Annotated in this window: 19 protein-coding genes; 16 read left to right on the top strand and 3 right to left on the bottom strand. The window is 57.7% G+C overall.

Going from position 1 to position 17,412, the window contains the following annotated elements; genetic code table 11:
- Window positions 1-388 precede the first annotated feature (388 nt).
- Genes HG264_RS17480 through HG264_RS17495 form a run of 4 tightly spaced genes read left to right on the top strand, consistent with a single transcriptional unit; the run spans window position 389 to window position 3,596 of the window.
- On the top strand, window positions 389-1,672 hold the full coding sequence (locus tag HG264_RS17480) for a flavohemoglobin expression-modulating QEGLA motif protein (protein ID WP_169408795.1): 1,284 nt from the start codon (window positions 389-391) through the stop codon (window positions 1,670-1,672).
- 12 nt (window positions 1,673-1,684) lie between these two features.
- A complete protein-coding gene (locus HG264_RS17485; RefSeq protein WP_169408796.1) occupies window positions 1,685-2,011 on the top strand; it encodes a hypothetical protein in 327 nt (108 codons plus the stop codon).
- 5 nt (window positions 2,012-2,016) lie between these two features.
- Window positions 2,017-2,721, top strand: coding sequence for a uracil-DNA glycosylase (ung, locus tag HG264_RS17490; protein ID WP_169408797.1), 705 nt, complete (start codon window positions 2,017-2,019; stop codon window positions 2,719-2,721).
- Between the two features lie 59 nt (window positions 2,722-2,780).
- The gene (locus HG264_RS17495; protein WP_169408798.1) at window positions 2,781-3,596 is read left to right on the top strand and encodes an enoyl-CoA hydratase; all 816 of its coding nucleotides are present in this window, start codon (window positions 2,781-2,783) and stop codon (window positions 3,594-3,596) included.
- A gap of 67 nt (window positions 3,597-3,663) precedes the next feature.
- Here HG264_RS17495 and HG264_RS17500 read toward each other — a convergent pair whose 3' ends face one another.
- Entirely contained in the window at window positions 3,664-4,494 is an 831-nt protein-coding gene (locus HG264_RS17500) for an HDOD domain-containing protein (protein WP_169408799.1), read from the bottom strand.
- Between the two features lie 14 nt (window positions 4,495-4,508).
- On the bottom strand, window positions 4,509-5,531 hold the full coding sequence (locus tag HG264_RS17505) for a folate-binding protein YgfZ (RefSeq protein WP_169408800.1): 1,023 nt from the start codon (window positions 5,529-5,531) through the stop codon (window positions 4,509-4,511).
- Window positions 5,532-5,678: 147 nt separating this feature from the next.
- Here HG264_RS17505 and HG264_RS17510 point away from each other — a divergent pair, with 147 nt between their 5' ends.
- Entirely contained in the window at window positions 5,679-5,933 is a 255-nt protein-coding gene (locus HG264_RS17510; RefSeq protein ID WP_169408801.1) for a succinate dehydrogenase assembly factor 2, read from the top strand.
- On the top strand, window positions 5,917-6,369 hold the full coding sequence (locus HG264_RS17515) for a protein YgfX (protein ID WP_169408802.1): 453 nt from the start codon (window positions 5,917-5,919) through the stop codon (window positions 6,367-6,369). The genes HG264_RS17510 and HG264_RS17515 overlap by 17 nt, the downstream gene beginning before the upstream one ends.
- Here HG264_RS17515 and nadB read toward each other — a convergent pair.
- Window positions 6,338-7,951 carry an L-aspartate oxidase gene (gene nadB / locus HG264_RS17520; protein ID WP_169408803.1) on the bottom strand — a complete coding sequence of 538 codons (1,614 nt, stop codon included), beginning with the start codon at window positions 7,949-7,951 and terminating at the stop codon, window positions 6,338-6,340. The two genes, HG264_RS17515 and nadB, sit on opposite strands and share 32 nt — an antisense overlap.
- 259 nt (window positions 7,952-8,210) lie before the next feature.
- Here nadB and rpoE point away from each other — a divergent pair, with 259 nt between their 5' ends.
- The 10 genes from rpoE to era all read left to right on the top strand — a co-directional run bounded on the left by rpoE (window position 8,211) and on the right by era (window position 17,350).
- Window positions 8,211-8,786, top strand: a complete 576-nt coding sequence (rpoE, locus tag HG264_RS17525; protein ID WP_150300648.1) for an RNA polymerase sigma factor RpoE — start codon at window positions 8,211-8,213, stop codon at window positions 8,784-8,786.
- 56 nt (window positions 8,787-8,842) lie between these two features.
- Window positions 8,843-9,442, top strand: coding sequence for a sigma-E factor negative regulatory protein (locus HG264_RS17530; protein WP_169408804.1), 600 nt, complete (start codon window positions 8,843-8,845; stop codon window positions 9,440-9,442).
- A 47-nt stretch (window positions 9,443-9,489) separates the two neighbouring features.
- A complete protein-coding gene (locus HG264_RS17535; RefSeq protein WP_169408805.1) occupies window positions 9,490-10,401 on the top strand; it encodes a MucB/RseB C-terminal domain-containing protein in 912 nt (303 codons plus the stop codon).
- Window positions 10,398-10,850: a SoxR reducing system RseC family protein gene (locus HG264_RS17540; RefSeq protein ID WP_169408806.1), complete on the top strand. Its 453-nt coding sequence runs from the start codon at window positions 10,398-10,400 to the stop codon at window positions 10,848-10,850. The genes HG264_RS17535 and HG264_RS17540 overlap by 4 nt, the downstream gene beginning before the upstream one ends.
- A gap of 58 nt (window positions 10,851-10,908) precedes the next feature.
- Window positions 10,909-12,336, top strand: a complete 1,428-nt coding sequence (locus HG264_RS17545) for a DegQ family serine endoprotease (RefSeq protein WP_169408807.1) — start codon at window positions 10,909-10,911, stop codon at window positions 12,334-12,336.
- Window positions 12,337-12,503: 167 nt separating this feature from the next.
- A complete protein-coding gene (gene lepA, locus HG264_RS17550) occupies window positions 12,504-14,303 on the top strand; it encodes a translation elongation factor 4 (RefSeq protein ID WP_169409196.1) in 1,800 nt (599 codons plus the stop codon).
- 17 nt (window positions 14,304-14,320) lie between these two features.
- Complete coding sequence (lepB, locus tag HG264_RS17555) at window positions 14,321-15,202, top strand: signal peptidase I (RefSeq protein WP_169408808.1); 882 nt, start codon at window positions 14,321-14,323, stop codon at window positions 15,200-15,202.
- Window positions 15,203-15,394: 192 nt separating this feature from the next.
- Window positions 15,395-15,772, top strand: coding sequence for a DUF4845 domain-containing protein (locus tag HG264_RS17560; protein ID WP_169408809.1), 378 nt, complete (start codon window positions 15,395-15,397; stop codon window positions 15,770-15,772).
- Entirely contained in the window at window positions 15,769-16,458 is a 690-nt protein-coding gene (rnc, locus tag HG264_RS17565; protein WP_169408810.1) for a ribonuclease III, read from the top strand. The genes HG264_RS17560 and rnc overlap by 4 nt, the downstream gene beginning before the upstream one ends.
- Window positions 16,451-17,350, top strand: coding sequence for a GTPase Era (gene era, locus HG264_RS17570; RefSeq protein ID WP_150300657.1), 900 nt, complete (start codon window positions 16,451-16,453; stop codon window positions 17,348-17,350). Before rnc ends, era begins: the two co-directional genes overlap by 8 nt.
- The last annotated feature ends 62 nt before the right edge of the window (window positions 17,351-17,412 follow it).

A 17,412-nucleotide genomic window follows, 5' to 3' on the forward strand; every position in this document is an offset into this window, starting at 1 on the left:
GGTATAGGGGAGTGCGCATCTGGGCACGCCCCATGCCAGACACGCCGCAAGCCATCCATGGGGCTCGACGATGGCCATCCATGGCCATCGACGGTCTGACATGGGACATGCCCGGACGCGCGGCAGATTGCGGAGGGGCGCGAGAAAACAACGGTTTGCGGCTGAGAAAACGAGAATGCTGTAGGCGGAGCCGGAGGTCGGTGCTGGCGGACCGTCGATAGCCAGGGATGGCTATCGCCGAGCCTACAGGGAGATACTTGCGGCGTGTCCGCCAGGGTAGACCTCTGGCGCAGCCTTGCACCGCAGCCAGCAGTTCAGCTAGCCGGCACAGTGTTGCACCCAGCCCGAGGCCTCGTGATGTCTTGACACTAAGAGCAGGAATAACAGCATGGCAATCAAGCAAAGCGAGCAATATCAGCTGGTCATACGCAGCCTGTCCGACAGGCTGGTCGAGGCGCAGGCGCCGATTCGCATACTCGATGCCATCAAGTGGGACGATAGTCTGCGCGACGCGTTTTTCCGCAAGGGCTGCAACACCATCCCTGACGTGGGTCCGGATTATTACGCCGGTCGCCCGCTGAGTTTCGATCCCGCCGAGCGCCTGCAGGTTTTTCAGGACATCGAGCGCGATATCACCCGCCAGCTCGGCACGTTCAACCCGGTCGGGCAGATTATGCGCCGCATGTGTCGTGAATACCGCATGGTTATCCGCATGCTCGAAGGGCGGGGCACGCCGGAACTCGGTCGTATTTCCCAGGAACTCTATGGGTCTGCCTCGGATGCCTTTCATGCCGGCGATCCGACGCTGACCGATTTGAGCATTACGCTTAGCGAATCACTGGCCAACATCGGCTCGGACCTTGGCCGGGAACCCAAGCACATTGCTGCGCCCGAGGCGGTGGCCATTCTGCAGGACAAGATGAATCAGGCGTTTCCGGACGATCAGGCGGTACGGGTGTTCGAATCCGACGGCATCGTTGCCGATGCTGCGGCAGGGGCCGACTATATCAAGATCCGCAGTGACGCCATGTTCAACCAGCGTGACCTGAAGATCCTTGCTGTGCACGAAGGCATGGTGCACGTGGCGACCAGTCTCAATGGTCAACATCAGCCCATCTGTACCTTCCTGGCCAAGGGGCCGCCGTCATCCACCGTGACACAGGAAGGCCTGGCGATCCTCATGGAAGTGATCACCTTTGCTTCCTACCCGGCGCGACTACGCAAACTGACCAACCGTACCCGCGCCATCCAGCTGGCTGAATCCGGTGCGGATTTCATGGATGTGTTCAGGTTCTATCAGGAAGAAGGTTATTCGAAGCAGGATAGCTACACCAATGCGAGCCGGGTGTTCCGCGGATCAAGCAGCAATGGTCTGCCGTTCACCAAGGATCTGGCGTACCTCAAGGGCTTTATCCTGACCTACAACTATATCCAGCTGGCCGTACGCAAGGGCAAGTTGCAGCAGATTCCGTTGCTGTTCTGTGGCAAGACCACGCTCGAGGATATGCGCACGCTGGGGCAGTTGGTGGAGGAAGGGCTGGTGGTGCCGCCGCGTTATCTGCCGGAGCCCTTTGCCGACCTGAACGCTCTCAGCGCCTGGATGTGTTTTTCGGGCTTCCTGACCAACCTGAGCCTCGATCGTATCGAGGCCGATTATGCCAATATTCTCTGATGGAGCCGCCTGATGTCTGATGACACCGAAACCAACAAGTTACCTCTGATACTCACCGCCATAGGCACAGTACTGGCGACTGTCGCGATCCTGCACTTTTACGGATATCTCAACTTCGTGCGGGAGGAAGAGGGTTTGCTGGTCGCCGAGTTCAGCCTGATCACGGTGGGCAGCGAAGAGGCCGGGCAAGTGCGTAGCAAACCGGCGAGCCAGGTCGCGGAATGTGTTGATGGGGTTCTGGTCCTTCATGACAGCCGCCATAACGGCCTTTCCGGCCTGCTGGTGGATAATCGCGGGCGCGTGGTACGCTGCGACGCGCAGAGCGTGCCGGCGCTCTGATCGGCATGGTCAATCAGTCTACTATTCAGTTGGAGCCGGGCTGGAAGCGCGCTCTGGTCGGGGAGTTTGAGAAGCCTTACATGCGCGAGCTGAAGGCATTTCTGCTTGAGCAGAAGGCCGCGGGAAAACGGATCTATCCACCCGGGCGGCTGATATTCAACGCGTTGAATAAAACGCCGCTTGAGCAGGTCAAGGTGGTCATCCTCGGCCAGGATCCCTATCACGGCCCAGGCCAGGCGCACGGCTTGTCCTTCTCAGTGCCGCCGGGTGTGCCGCCACCGCCTTCCTTGAGGAATATTTTCAAGGAGATTGAGCGTGACCTCGGGCTGGCGCCACCCCGGCATGGCTCTCTGGAAAGTTGGGCCGGACAGGGCGTGCTCTTGCTTAATGCTGTGTTGACGGTGGAACACAGTCTCGCTGGCTCGCACGCCAAGCGCGGCTGGGAACGTTTGACGACCCGCATAATCGAAGTGCTTAACGAAGAGTGCGAGAATCTGGTATTCATGCTGTGGGGAGCGTATGCACAAAAAAAAGGCGCACAGATTGATGTATCGAGACATCTGATACTGACCTCGGCTCATCCTTCACCCCTGTCTGCGCATCGTGGCTTCATTGGCAACGGCCATTTTTCCGCCGCTAATGAATATCTGCAGGAGCACGGGCGTCATCCCGTCGACTGGAGTCTTCCCGACTGCGCTTCGACTCCCTGATAGGTGGCTTTCAGTAGCAGGCGGGCGAATGATGTTGGCCCGCCACAGAGGAGATTGTTATGGAGCATGTACCTCAACCCTACACCGCCCTGGTTCCTCGCACCGACAAGCTGGTCGTGCAGAAAGTCGGACATACAGCGCTGGTGACCATGGACAACCCGCCAGCCCACACCTGGGATTCCGATACGCTGCACGGCCTCTATGAGCTCGTCGACCATCTCAACCACGACCATGAAATCTATGCCGTGGTGCTTACCGGTCGGGGTAATCAGTTCTTTTCGGCGGGCGCCGACCTCAAGATGTTTGCCGAGGGTGACAAGGCGAGGGCGAGGATGTTGGCCCGTTTGTTTGGTCAGGCATTCGAAGCGTTACGGGATTTCTCGGGTGTGACCATCGCCGCTATCAATGGTTATGCGCTGGGCGGCGGGCTCGAGTGCGCCCTGGCCTGTGATATCCGCATCGCTGAGCGCCAGGCTCAGCTCGGGCTGCCGGAGGCCGGGGTCGGTTTGTTGCCCTGCGCGGGTGGTACCCAGGCATTGTCCTGGCTGGTGGGCGAGGGCTGGGCCAAACGCATGATTCTCTGTGGAGAGCGCATCGATGGCGTCAAGGCTGAGAGGATCGGGCTGGTTGAGGAGGTAGTTGAAGAGGGCCAGGCGGTGACCACTGCGTTGCGGCTGGCGGCTCAGGTCACGCGACAAAGTCCGTTGGCGGTGCGTCACTGCAAACAACTGATTCAGGGGGCACGGAATCAGCCAATCAACAGTCTGCTGGCTGAGGAGCGTGAGCGCTTTGTGGACCTGTTTGATGCTGAGGATACCTTGGAGGGAATCAACGCCTTTCTCGACAAGCGCCCACCGCAATGGACTAACCGCTAGCTATCACGCCTGGATTAACCTATTGAATTGAACACCGGCTGTCAGGGGACAGCCAGTGCTCGTGTCTTCACGCCAGAAGCTGCATGGCGGCTTCCATTTCCGCGGAAAGGTCCTCGTCTTCGCCTTCGCTCTGCGTGAGTCCCAGCTTGACGAAGGAGGGCAGGCTATTCCAGTCCATGGCGGTGAACGGATGATCTGTCCCGCTAAGGCTTTGCAGCATTGCCACCTGAATGACGTCAGCGTAGTCGGTTGCTGCGGAATCGCGCTGGAAATCCAGATGCTGCGAAGGGATGCGTCGTAGCGGCTGCGGGAAGTCCCAGGCTTCGAGGATGCGGTCGCCAAGTAACGGATGCAGGCGCTCGATAACCAGCTCCAGGCTCGCCGGATCGCGCAGCAGTTCGTCGTGTTCCTCGGCATAGCTGAGTATGGGCAGCACGCCTATCTGGTGAACCAGCCCACCCAGCGTTGCCTGATCGGGTTTGAGACGGGTGTAGTGACGGCACAGCACATGACTGATTCCGGCCACCTCCAGGCTGCGGGCCCAGACCTGTCGCATTTTCTGATCAATCACATCCGAGGTGGCCTGGAACATTTGGGCCATGGCCAAACCGGTAGCCAGGTTCGCGGTATAGGTAATGCCCATCCGGTTGACTGCCATGGACAGGTCGGTTATTTCCTGCCTGGTACGCAGCAGCGGGCTGTTGACTACCTTGATCAGTCGCGCACTCAAGGCGGCGTCGTTGCTGATTTCCTGTACCAGCGCCTGAATGGATACATCCGGGTCTTCTGCAGCTTCCCGGACGCGCAAGGCGACCTCGGGCAGGGTTGGCAGCACCAGCTGGTCCTTGTCGATAGCGTCCATCAGTTGGGTTTGCACCCGTTCAGCCAGATCTGTCATCAAGAAATCCCTTTTCAATTTTCCTTGTCGGCTTCGCTGGCTATCAGTTCGGACTCATAGGGGAGATCCGCCATGGTAAGCAAGGGTCCGCCACTGTCTGCCACGCTCATCGTGGTCAATTGTGCCGCATCCTTCTGCAGCACGGCCAGCATTTCTACAATATGGTTGCAGCGCGCCGCGATGACCACTTCGCCGAGGGGTTTGCCATCCTCGCGATCGACGATAGGCGTGCCGGGAGGAGGCGGCGCTTCGCCGGCGAGGAGGAGGCGATACATCCGGCGTTTCAGTTTGCCCAGATACTGCATGCGCGCAACGATTTCCTGCCCGGTATAGCAGCCTTTGCGGAAGCTGACGCCACCCAGCTGTTGCAGATTGAGCATCTGCGGGATGAAGCTTTCATAGGTGGACTGGGTGACCTCGCCAATGCCGGCACGGATCTGACGCACCTGCCACTCCTCCGTTGCTGCGGGTGTGGCGCTCTGGCACAGGTTGTCCAGGGTCGGCTGGAGTTCGGAGGCGGGCAGCCAGATCTCGAAGGCGTCTTCGCCCAGGCGAATCACCATGGCACGTCCAGTGTGCATTACCTCATTGCTACGGCCGGGCACCTCAAGTCTGGCGCCGTGCAGCGCTTGTTGCGCGTCAGGTCCCCACAGGCCGAGGCCGACCCAGTCGGCAGAGACGTCGGTTAGCGCTGTCTTGAAAAACACGGCGTATTTGCTTAGCTCGCTTACCTGGCCGGCTATCAGTTCGCGATTCATGAACAAGAGGAATTCATCATCGCCTGACTTGAGCAGCCGAAAGCTCGACTGCATGCGGCCTTTGGGATTGCAGCGCGCACCCAGCGTACTCACGTTGGCCGTGACCTTGTCGACATCGCAGGTGATCTGTCCCTGGAGAAACTTGCTCGGATCAGCGCCACGGGCGCTCATCACGCCCTGGTTTGCAAGCCAGGTAATGGTGGTCCCGTCCGTTTCGGCGCCAGCCTGGCGAGGGAACCGTTCGGACAGCAGCGAGTGAAGATCATTTGTCTCGGTCATGGGATTCCAGATGTCGGTGAATTGGCCTGTTACATCATAGGATCAGGCGGGGTTATTTGTCAGTCTGTCGGAGCGACTGCCGGTGCGACTTACGGCTATAATGAACCCGAACCTAAAGAAGCTTTCAAATCTGTTATGGAGATGTCGATGTCGGCCGAAGTGGAATTCAAGCGTTTGTACTGGCACAGCCGCCGCGGCATGCTCGAACTGGATGTATTGCTTCTGCCTTTCCTGGAAGAGGCCTATCGCGATCTGGAAGACGCAGATAAAGAGCGTTATCGGATGCTGCTCGAGTGCGAGGATCAGGATATGTTTGGCTGGTTCATGCAGCGCAGCGAGCCGGAAGACGCGGATCTCAAACGCATCGTGAGGATGATATTGGATCGTGTCCAGCCCAAGTGATTTTCTCATGCTCAAACGCCAGCCCTCCCGTTTTCTGGGAGCTGTGCTGTTGGTCATGTCGTTATTGGCCGTAACGGCGCTGTATCGCAGCGACCTACCGGCACTGCACGCCGGGATATTTGCGGCAGCGGTATTGGCTTATTGCTGGTGGATATGGCCACGCCAGATCAGTTTGCAGCACGCCCATTCGGTCACCGGATTGCGGTTTGACAGTCAGGGTTGGCACGTGCTGCGCCGTGATGGTTCGGAGGCTGGCGCAAGCCTGCAACCAGACACTTTTGTGAGTGCTTTCCTGGTAGTCGTGCGACTGCGCGAGCCCGGGCGGTGGTTTCCCGTCTCGGTGATCCTGCCGGCCGACTCAGCTCCGGAAGACGCTTTACGTCGGCTGAGGTTGAGACTGCGCTTCAGTCGACAGCGCTGGGCGGCTGCAGAATAGTATCCAGTGCTTCGGGTAGAAGTCCCGGGAAGTCCAGGGTGTAGTGCAGACCGCGACTTTCCCGGCGCTCAATGGCAGAGCGGATGATCAGATCCGCAACCACGGCTAGGTTACGTAGCTCCAGCAGATCGCGGCTGACCCGGTAATTGCTGTAGAACTCGTGTATTTCGGCCAGCAGCATATCCACGCGGTGCTTGGCCCGCTGCAGGCGTTTGGTGGTTCGGACTATGCCTACGTAGTCCCACATGAAACGGCGCAGTTCATCCCAGTTGTGCGAAATGATCACGTCCTCATCAGAGTCAGTAACCTGGCTCTCATCCCACGGCGGTAGATTCTCCGGCATCCGGGTGCTGGCCATATTGTCCAGAATATCCTGGGCAGCGGACCGTCCGTACACAATGCATTCCAGCAGGGAATTGCTCGCCATCCGGTTCGCGCCGTGCAGGCCGGTAAAGCTGGTCTCACCGATGGCATACAGGTTATTCCGGTCGGTACGCCCTGCGTGGTCGACCATCACTCCGCCGCAGGTATAGTGTGCTGCGGGAACCACCGGGATGGGTTCACGAGTAATGTCTATGCCGAACTCGAGGCAGCGATCATGCACCGTCGGAAAATGACTGCGAATGAACTCGGCGGGCTTGTGGCTGATGTCCAGATACACGCAGTCAACGCCCAGGCGCTTCATTTCATGGTCGATGGCGCGGGCGACGATATCGCGGGGTGCCAGTTCAGCGCGCTTGTCAAAGCGCGGCATGAAGCGACTTCCATCCGGGAGTTTGAGAAACGCCCCCTCACCGCGCAAGGCTTCGGTAATCAGGAAGCTTTTCGCCTGCGGATGGTACAAACAGGTCGGATGGAACTGGTTGAACTCCATATTCGCAACGCGGCAACCCGCACGCCATGCCATGGCAATACCATCCCCTGACGCGGCGTCGGGGTTGCTTGAATAGAGGTATACCTTGCTGGCGCCGCCGGTGGCCAATACCGTAAAGCGCGCGCTGAAGGTCTCGACCCGGCCGGTCTGGCTATTGAGAATATAAGCACCCAGGCAGCGGTCGCCGGGCTGGCCTATTTTTTCGGAAGTGATCAGGTCAACCGCGACGCGGTTTTCCAACAACTCAATGTTGCCGTGCGCCTGAGCGCGGCGGAGCAGAGTGGTGAATATCGCGGCGCCGGTAGCGTCCGCAGCATGGATGATGCGTCTGTGACTGTGGCCGCCCTCGCGAGTCAGATGGAAGTCATCTGTTTCGTTGCCGTCTTCGCCTCTCTCGCGAGTAAAGGGCACGCCCTGATCTATCAGCCAGCCGATTGCTTCGCGGCTATGGCCGACGATGTGTCTGACCGCAGCTTCACGACACAGTCCTCCGCCTGCGTCGAGGGTGTCCTGAACATGCGCATCGACAGTATCACTGTCATCCAGGACGCCCGCTACGCCGCCCTGGGCCCAATAAGTCGAGCCTTCCGACAGCTGGCCTTTGCTTAAAACCGCAACGCGCAGGTGCGCGGCCAGATGCAAGGCGAGGGTCAAGCCGGCGGCGCCGCTGCCGATAACCAGTACGTCGTATTTTAGTTCAGGCGTCATCTCGAACTCGTGTCAGGTCGTCAATGTCAGAGGGTGCGAAGCAATTCGCCGGGCCAGTATATAGAAGCTGACTGCCATGCAATACTTTCCTGTATGGTTGCGCTGCCGGGGAGAAACTGCCAACCAGAGCACTGAACGGAACTTTTTTCTCTCCTACTGTTCCTATTGCTGAACCTGATAAGGGGAGAACTTTTGGCTACATTGCGGGTCTATCACAACAGGGCGCGACAGGTACCTGTTCGCAACGGAGAGCCTGGGAATGGCTGAACAGACAGACCAGCAGTTGGTCGAACGGGTTCAAAAGGGTGATAAGCGAGCTTTCGATCTGTTGGTACTGAAATACCAGCACAAGATTTTGGCGTTGGTTACTCGTTTTGTTCACGATACGCATGAAGCGCAGGACGTGGCACAAGAAGCCTTTATAAAGGCTTATCGAGCCCTGGCGAACTTTCGTGGCGATAGTGCGTTCTATACATGGTTATATAGGATCGCAATTAATACTGCGAAGAATTACCTGGTGGCCCGAGGCCGACGTCCGCCTGATTCGGATATCGCAGCCGAGGATGCTGAGTACTACGAGGGAGACAGCGCCCTCAAGGATATTCACTCACCGGAACGGGACTTGCTGCGCAACGAGATTGAACAAGTGGTCAATCGTACGCTGCAGCAGTTACCGGATGATTTGAGAACGGCTTTGACCCTGCGTGAGTTTGAGGGTTTGAGTTATGAAGATATTGCCGCTGTGATGGAATGCCCGGTAGGTACCGTTAGATCGCGTATTTTTCGGGCGCGTGAGGCAATCGACAAAGCCCTCAAGCCCCTGCTCGAAGCATGAAGCAGGAAATAGGGTTAACGCAGCGAGCCCTTTGGGCCTTTAGTAGAGGTACACCAATGAGAAGCGAATCCTTGCAGGAGTCTCTCTCCGCAATCATGGATGGCGAAGCCGGAGAGCTTGAATTACATCGTGTGCTCCAGGCGACAGAGCAGGAGCCTGCTGTGCGCGATACATGGGAGCGCTATCAGATCGCCCGGGCCGCTATGCATAAAGAGCCATGGCAGGGCAAGGTGGACTTGTCCGCTGGTATTGCTGCTGCTCTGGCTAACGAGCCGGCGCCCAGTGCAGCTTCCCAGCCTTCTGCAATATGGCAGAACATGGGCAAGCTGGCTGTCGCCGCATCCGTCACGCTGGCCGTACTGGTCGGCGTGAAGATGGTAAATCAGAATAACGTGCCTGGCGAGCCGACCATCGTGGCTGAGCGCCCGGTGCAGGAAGCTGCACCGGCTCCAGCCCCTGCTGCTGCCCCGGCCGCCAGACAGTCCGGAAGTGCGGTTCTGGCTGGTTTCCCGGCTTCGTCCGACGCTGCTGCGCCATCCGATTGGCATGAGCAGCGAATCAACAACTACCTTCGCAAACATGCGGAACAAGGCACCCAGGCTGCAGCACCGAGCCCGGTCCCTTATGCCCGCGCGGCGAGCCTGGATGACAAATAGTGTTGTTCAGGGGGAGCGTCCATAGGCGGTCCTGTTGGTTGTTCGCCATGCTCCTCGGAGCACCTGTGGCGATGGCAGGGGAAGCCCAGAGCTGGTTGGCACGCATGACGGAGGCGGCCGGAAAACAAAGTTTTCACGGTGCCTTCGTTTATGAACGAACCGGTAGTTTTACCACTCATGAAATCTGGCGTCAGGTTGGTGAAGACACAACAACCGAACGTCTGGTTCAGACTGATGGCGAATATCAGGAATGGCTGCGCCGCAATGGCAAGCTGGTGTGTTCCACCAGTGGCGGGCCAGTTATCGCCAGCCAGGAAGCCCCACAAACCATCAAGCAACCTGAATTGCTGGAAGAATGGTATGAGCTTCAGGTGCTTGGCGCGACTCGCGTAGCCTCTCGACCGGTAACTGTCGTTGCTGTCAGGCCGCGCGATTCCCATCGTTATGCTTATGAATTCTATCTTGATTCGGATACCGGGCTGCTGCTCAAGTCGTTGATGGTGAACGAGCGACAGGCGCTGCTTGAGCGCTTCCAGTTCGCTACGTTCAGTCTTGATCCGGCTGCTTCCGGGCAAGTGGCGGCGGGCAATGCATGCCTTGAGCTCACGGCAGCGCAGGCCGAGAGCATGGTTCCGGATAGTCAATGGCAACCGGCATGGCTGCCGCCCGGGTTTGCCGAAGGCCAGCAGGCGCAGCTGATCAATGAGGGTGATGGGCAGGTTGTCAGCCAGGTTTATACCGATGGTCTGGCGCGTTTCACCCTGTTTATCGAGTCCTTGAGCGAAGAGCATCAAGCCGAAGATCTACGGGCACAACTGGGCCCCACCGTAGCCGTGAGCCGGAGGCTGAATCTTGCCGAAGGGCTTTTCCTGGCCACTGTTGTCGGAGAGATTCCGCCTGCCACCGCTGAACGCATCGTGGGCTCGCTGTTGCCGGAGCAAGGCTTGCAAGCACCATGATTGAGGAGCAGGGGCGCGTTCTCAGCGTGGAAGAGGGTGCCGTTTGGGTCGAAACCGTCCGCCGCAGCACCTGCGGCTCCTGTCAGGCGCGGGCCGGTTGTGGGCAGGCGCTACTGCAGCGGCTCGGCTCGGGTGCTCGACAGGGTTTTATCCGGGTCATTGCTGACCGCGAGTATCAGGTCGGTGACGAGATCGTCATCGGTATCCCGGAAGACGCTGTGGTGCGTGGCTCCCTGTGGGTTTACGTGGTTCCGCTGATTGGGCTGTTTGCCTCTGGCTCGCTGGCCGGCATGCTGGGTATGAGCGAGCCCGCTACCATCGCCGCGGCATTTACCGGCCTGTTTGCCGGGTTTGGTGCTGTCCGCTGGCACTCCCGTCGCAGTGTCGGCGACCCCTCATTGCAACCTCGCGTGTTAAGACCCCAGCGGTCGACCGTTGTGCAGAGTTGATCCCTTCATATTTTTCTTGAACAATCTACCGAGTTCTAATCAATGGGAGTTGGTTCATATGTCGATCGCGCAACGCTGGCTACTAGCGGCGGCCGGAACGCTACTGATGTCCTGGCAGTCCACCCTGATGGCGCAGAGCCTGCCGGATTTCGCAGACCTGGTTGAAGAAGCCTCACCTGCGGTAGTGAATATCAGTACTCGCCAAACGGCCCCGACTAGAGCGGGGGGGATGCCGCCCGGCATGCCTGATCTCGAAGGCTTGCCACCGTTGTTCCGCGAGTTTTTTGAGCGGGGTATACCCCAGCAGGCGCCCCGACAGCGTCAGGCCCCTCAATCGCTTGGTTCTGGTTTTATCACTTCCAAAGACGGCTACGTGCTCACCAACAACCACGTGATCGACGGGGCTGATGAAATCTTTGTGCGGCTATCGGACCGTCGCGAGGTCGAGGCGGAATTGATTGGTGCTGATCCCCGCTCTGATCTGGCGCTGCTCAAGATCGACGCAGGAGAAGATCTTCCAGTAGTGCGAATAGGCAAATCAGCGGATATTCGCCCTGGCGATTGGGTGTTGGCTATCGGCTCTCCCTTTGGTTTCGATTACTCGGTTACAGCCGGCATAGTCAGTGCGAAGGGGCGGAGCCTGCCCAATGAGAGTTATGTTCCCTTTCTCCAGACAGACGTTGCGATCAATCCCGGTAATTCGGGCGGACCCTTGTTTAATCTTGACGGTGAAGTTGTAGGCATCAATTCCCAGATATTTACCCGTTCGGGTGGTTTTATGGGGCTGTCCTTTGCCATTCCGATCGATGTGGCGATGGACGTCGCCGAGCAGCTGAAAAAAGACGGAGTCGTGCGCCGTGGCTGGTTGGGTGTAATCATTCAGGAAGTTAACAAGGATCTCGCTGAATCATTTGGCCTGCGCAAGCCAGCGGGCGCGCTGGTCGCCCAGGTGATGCCGGAAGGCCCTGCGGAAGAGGGCGGGTTGCAAGCCGGCGATGTGATACTTGAATTCAATGGCCAGGAAATCATTCTTTCTTCAGATCTCCCGCATGCCGTAGGCAGGGTTCGCCCGGGCGAGACGGCCGAGTTGGTGATCATGCGTAACAAGAAGCGTCAGACATTGGAGATGACCATAGGTGCGTTGCCTGACGATGAAGAAATGGCCGCTGCGTCTGGATCCAGTGCGCCGGGTAGCGCGGCAACCGCAGCCAATCGGCTCGGCTTGATGGTGGCGGACCTGACTGAGCAACAGAAACAGAACACCGGCGTTGAAGCGGGTGTGGTTGTGCGCGAGGTGCGCCAGGGTCCTGGAGCGATGGTTGGTCTGCGTCCCGGCGACATCATCACCAGTCTCGACAATCAGCCTGTCGATTCGGCCGAGAAGTTCGAGAATCTGGCCGACAAGCTGCCAACCAATCGTTCTGTTTCGATGCGTGTCATTCGTCAGGGACGGGCCAGCTATATCACTTTCCGTCTCGCTGAATAGGGCGGCACACACCGCCGCATCCAGTGTGGCAGCGCTTGCCCGGCGCTGCCTGCTAACCCTGCAGCAGCATGGCGCAGGTGCCGCTTATCAGGTACACTCGCGGGCTGTTTTCGGGGAACCTCCCCGCCATCGCCATGTCTGGCAATCTTGTCTGGAAGATCCTTGCTTTGAGTGACCTGAGCCTAATCCGAAATTTTTCGATCATTGCCCATATCGATCATGGCAAGTCGACCCTGGCCGACCGTTTCATACAGATTTGTGGAGGGCTGACCGAGCGGGAAATGGCCGAGCAGGTCCTCGATTCCATGGACCTTGAGCGTGAGCGCGGCATCACCATCAAGGCACACAGCGTCACGCTGTATTACACCGCCCGCGATGGCAAAACCTATCAACTGAATTTTATCGATACCCCCGGTCACGTCGATTTCCATTATGAAGTCAGTCGTTCGTTGGCTGCCTGCGAAGGCGCCTTGCTGGTGGTTGATGCGGCGCAGGGAGTTGAAGCCCAGTCGGTTGCCAACTGTTATACCGCCATCGAGCAGGGGCTCGAAGTCATGCCGGTGTTGAACAAGATCGATCTTCCGCAGGCCGAGCCTGACCGGGTGAAAGCCGAGATCGAGAGTGTTATCGGCATTGACGCCACTGACGCCGTGGTGTGCAGCGCCAAGAGCGGTGTAGGCGTGGAAGACGTGCTTGAACGGCTCATCGAGATCATCCCGCCGCCCGTTGGTGAGTTGGAATCGCCGCTGCAAGCTCTGATCATCGATTCCTGGTTTGATAACTATCTGGGCGTGGTGTCGCTGGTCCGTGTGAAACACGGCCGGATTCGCAAAGGTGACAAGGTCCTGGTCAAGTCCACCGGCAAAATTCACCAGGTCGACAGCGTTGGTGTATTCAACCCGAAACACACGGCCACGGCTGATCTGAAAGCCGGCGAGGTGGGGTTCATCATCGCCGGCATCAAAGACATTCACGGCGCTCCGGTGGGTGACACCTTGACCCTTTCCAGTACGCCGGATGTGGATATGCTGCCCGGCTTCAAGAAGGTCAAGCCGCAGGTCTATGCCGGTCTGTTTCCGGTCAGCTCCGACGATTTCGAAGATTTCCGCGAGGCGTTGTCGAAGCTGACACTGAACGACGCCTCCCTGCATTTTGAGCCGGAAAGCTCGGATGCACTGGGTTTCGGATTCCGCTGCGGTTTCCTTGGCATGTTGCACATGGAGATCATCCAGGAGCGTCTAGAGCGTGAATACAACCTGGATCTGATTACCACCGCTCCGACCGTTGTTTTCGAAGTGGTGAAAAAAGACGGCAGCATCAGTTACGTGGATAACCCGTCCCATTTGCCTGATCCGTCGATGATCGAGGAAATGCGCGAGCCCATTGTTCGCGCCAATATTCTGGTTCCGCAGGATCATCTTGGCGGTGTCATTACGCTCTGCGTCGAGAAGCGCGGAGTGCAGCATGACATGCTGTTCCTTGGCACCCAGGTGCAGGTGGTCTATGACCTGCCGATGAATGAAGTAGTCCTGGATTTCTTTGACCGTCTGAAGTCCGTGAGCCGCGGTTACGCCTCGCTCGACTATGCGTTCGATCGATTCCAGGCCGCCAAGCTGGTGCGTCTGGACGTACTGATTAACGCTGAGAAGGTCGACGCCCTGGCGTTGATCGTGCATCGTGACAACGCCGCTTTCAAGGGGCGCCAGCTGGTCGAGAAGATGAAGGAGCTGATTCCCCGCCAGATGTTCGACGTGGCTATTCAGGCAGCGATCGGCGGACAAGTGGTCGCCCGTTCCACTGTCAAGGCTCTACGCAAGAACGTCATCGCCAAATGTTATGGTGGCGACGCCAGCCGCAAGAAAAAGCTCCTGGAAAAGCAGAAGGCCGGTAAAAAGCGGATGAAGCAGGTAGGTAATGTGGAAATTCCACAAGAAGCCTTCCTGGCCGTCCTGAAAGTCGATAATTAGGAACCTCGGTCCGCTACATGACGCATATCAACTTTCCACTCCTGTTGGTGATCGCTGTTGCGGTCGCCGGTTTTCTCGCTCTGCTGGATTTTGTCTGGTTCGCCCCGCGCCGTCGCCGGGCCATTGCCGCTTATCGCCAGCAGACAGAAAATGCCGATCCGCACATTATCCAGGAGCTGGACAAGGAACCGTTACTGGTTGAGTACGGTAAATCGTTTTTCCCCGTTCTTGCCGTGGTGTTGATTCTGCGCTCGTTTCTTGTGGAGCCGTTTCAGATCCCTTCAGGTTCGATGAAGCCGACGCTTGAGGTGGGCGATTTCATTCTGGTGAACAAGTTTGCCTATGGCGTCCGTTTACCTGTAGTCGATACCAAGGTCATCGATGTTGGCGATCCGCAGCGCGGAGACGTGATGGTTTTCCGGTATCCCAATGATCCGCGTATTAATTACATCAAGCGTGTCGTAGGTCTGCCTGGCGATCATGTTCGTTATGCCGACAAGCAGCTGTATATCAATGGCGAGTTGGTTGATACCGAGCTGGTCGAGACCCGTGCTGACGATGAAATCCCGCCGGGGCATCCGCTTCAAGCTGTTGCCAAGGTTGAAATATTCGAAGAGCGGCTTGGCGACGTGACGCATCAGATACGTCACAAGCGCTTGTCTCAGCCGCCGGCACCCAAGCAGTGGACGGTGCCCGACGGGCACTACTTCATGGTGGGTGATAACCGTGATAATTCCAACGATAGCCGCTACTGGAATGCGCCGAACATGCCCCAAGAGTTGTGGGGCATGGTGCCTGACAACTATATTGTCGGTAAGGCCTTTGCAGTTTGGATGCATTGGCCGGAGCCCAAGCTCAAGAACTTGCCGAGTTTTTCCAGCGTATCGCTGATCAAATAGGTGTGCGCAGGAACGGGTGAGAGAGCGGGGTATTTTCCTGATTGCGATAGTTGGGCGGTACGTCGCAAAAGTTGCGCCGAGTAGCTCAGGAATGTAGCGCAGCATAGCCTGACAGGGTCCGCTCGCGGGCCGATGTCCTGGCATGGCTGGGAGCGATAAACACAATCAAACAACGGACGTTGCGAGGAAATCATGCGCCATTCCCAGAAGGGTATGTCTTTTTTCAGTTGGCTTGCAGTCATAGCGCTGGTCGTTTTCGGCATGATGGTGACAGTCAAGCTGGTTCCGATCTACATGGATCACTTTGCGTTGCGCAAGATCGTCACTTCGATCAACGAAGACCCAACGATCAAGATCGGCTCGCTACGCGAACTCAGTTCTCATATCAACAAGGGCATGCAAATCAACAGTATCAGGGAAGTCAACGCAGCCGAGGCCATCAAGATAAACGCCAGCGGCACCGATACTTACACTGTGCTGATCAAGTATGACGTGCGCGCGCCCATGCTGCAGAACGTGGACCTGCTGGTCCATTTCGATGAATCCCATATTGTCAGACCAATCAAGTGAGCAATAAGTTAGACCGACTGGAACGTAAAATTGGATACAGCTTCAAGGACCCGGATCTCCTGGTTCTGGCGCTGACCCATCGTAGTCTGGGGGGGCGCAATAACGAGCGTCTTGAATTCTTGGGCGACTCGATCCTCAATTTTGTCGCGGCGGAAGCGTTGTTCGAACGTTTTCCCCAAGCGCGGGAAGGGCAGCTATCCCGCCTGCGCGCCAGACTGGTGAAGGGTGTCACGCTCGCCGAACTGGCCAAGGGCTTCGAGCTGGGCGAGTTTCTCCGCCTCGGTTCGGGTGAGCTGAAAAGTGGTGGCTTCAGGCGAGAATCCATCCTCGCCGATACCACGGAGGCAATCATTGGCGCGATATATCTCGATAGCGGCATGGAGACGGCGCGTGAACGCACGCTGTTCTGGTTGACCGAACATATCGCCTCGCTGACCCTGGTGGACAACAACAAGGACCCGAAAACGAGGCTGCAGGAATATCTTCAGTCGCGCCACAGCGAACTCCCTCGTTACGAAGTAATCGAAAGTAGCGGCGAAGCCCATTGCCGGACCTTCAAGGTCGAATGTCAGGTCGCTCCGTTGGACAAGCCAACCTTCGGCGCTGGCAGTAGCCGTCGTTGCGCCGAGCAGGAAGCAGCGGAAAAAGCCCTAATCGCCCTTGGCGTGGAGAAGTTGGATGAGTGAAGTTTCCCGTTGCGGTTACGTAGCGATTGTTGGCCGACCGAATGTCGGCAAGTCTACGTTGCTCAACCACATCCTCGGTCAGAAGCTGGCGATTACCTCACGCAAGCCGCAAACCACCCGACATAGCATGCTCGGTATCAAGACCGAGAACGCCGTGCAGGCCATCTATGTAGATACGCCCGGTGTGCATAAAGAAAATGACAAGGCGCTCAACCGCTTCATGAACAAGAGCGCCAGCCAGGCTCTGCGTGACGTGGATGTCGTGCTGTTCGTGGTGGATCGGACGCGCTGGACCGACGAGGACCAGATGGTTCTGGACAAGGTTCGCTACGTCAAATGCCCGGTGCTGCTGGTGGTCAACAAGGTTGACCGCATGGAAGAAAAGAGCGAGATACTGCCGCACCTGGAGTGGCTGACTACCCAGCTGCCCGAGGCGGAGGTCGTACCGGTGTCAGCCTTGCATGGTCGCAATATCGAACATCTCGAGGAATTGATCGCCAGTCGTCTTCCCGAGAGCGAGCATTTTTATCCGGACGATCAGCTCACTGATCGAAGCTCACGATTCCTCGCTGCCGAGTTGGTGCGCGAAAAGGTAATGCGCCAGCTAGGCGCCGAGATTCCATACCAGGTTGCGGTGGAGATCGAACAGTTCAAGCAGGAAGGCAAGGTTCTGCATATCCATGCGCTGATTCTGGTAGAGCGCGAAGGCCAGAAGAAGATCATCATCGGCGACGGTGGTGATCGCATGAAGAAGATTGGCCAGGAGGCTCGCATGGATATGCAGAAGCTGTTCGGCAGCAAGATTATGCTGAATCTGTGGGTCAAGGTGCGTCGTGGCTGGTCCGATGATGAACGCGCGCTCAGCTCGCTGGGCTATCGCTTCGAGCCTTAAGGCTGCTGCCCCGCCTGTCCGGCGTAAGGGCGCGCCCTGGGTAAATCGACTATTCCAACTCA

The organism is Pseudomonas sp. gcc21 (assembly GCF_012844345.1).
GTDB lineage: Bacteria > Pseudomonadota > Gammaproteobacteria > Pseudomonadales > Pseudomonadaceae > Halopseudomonas.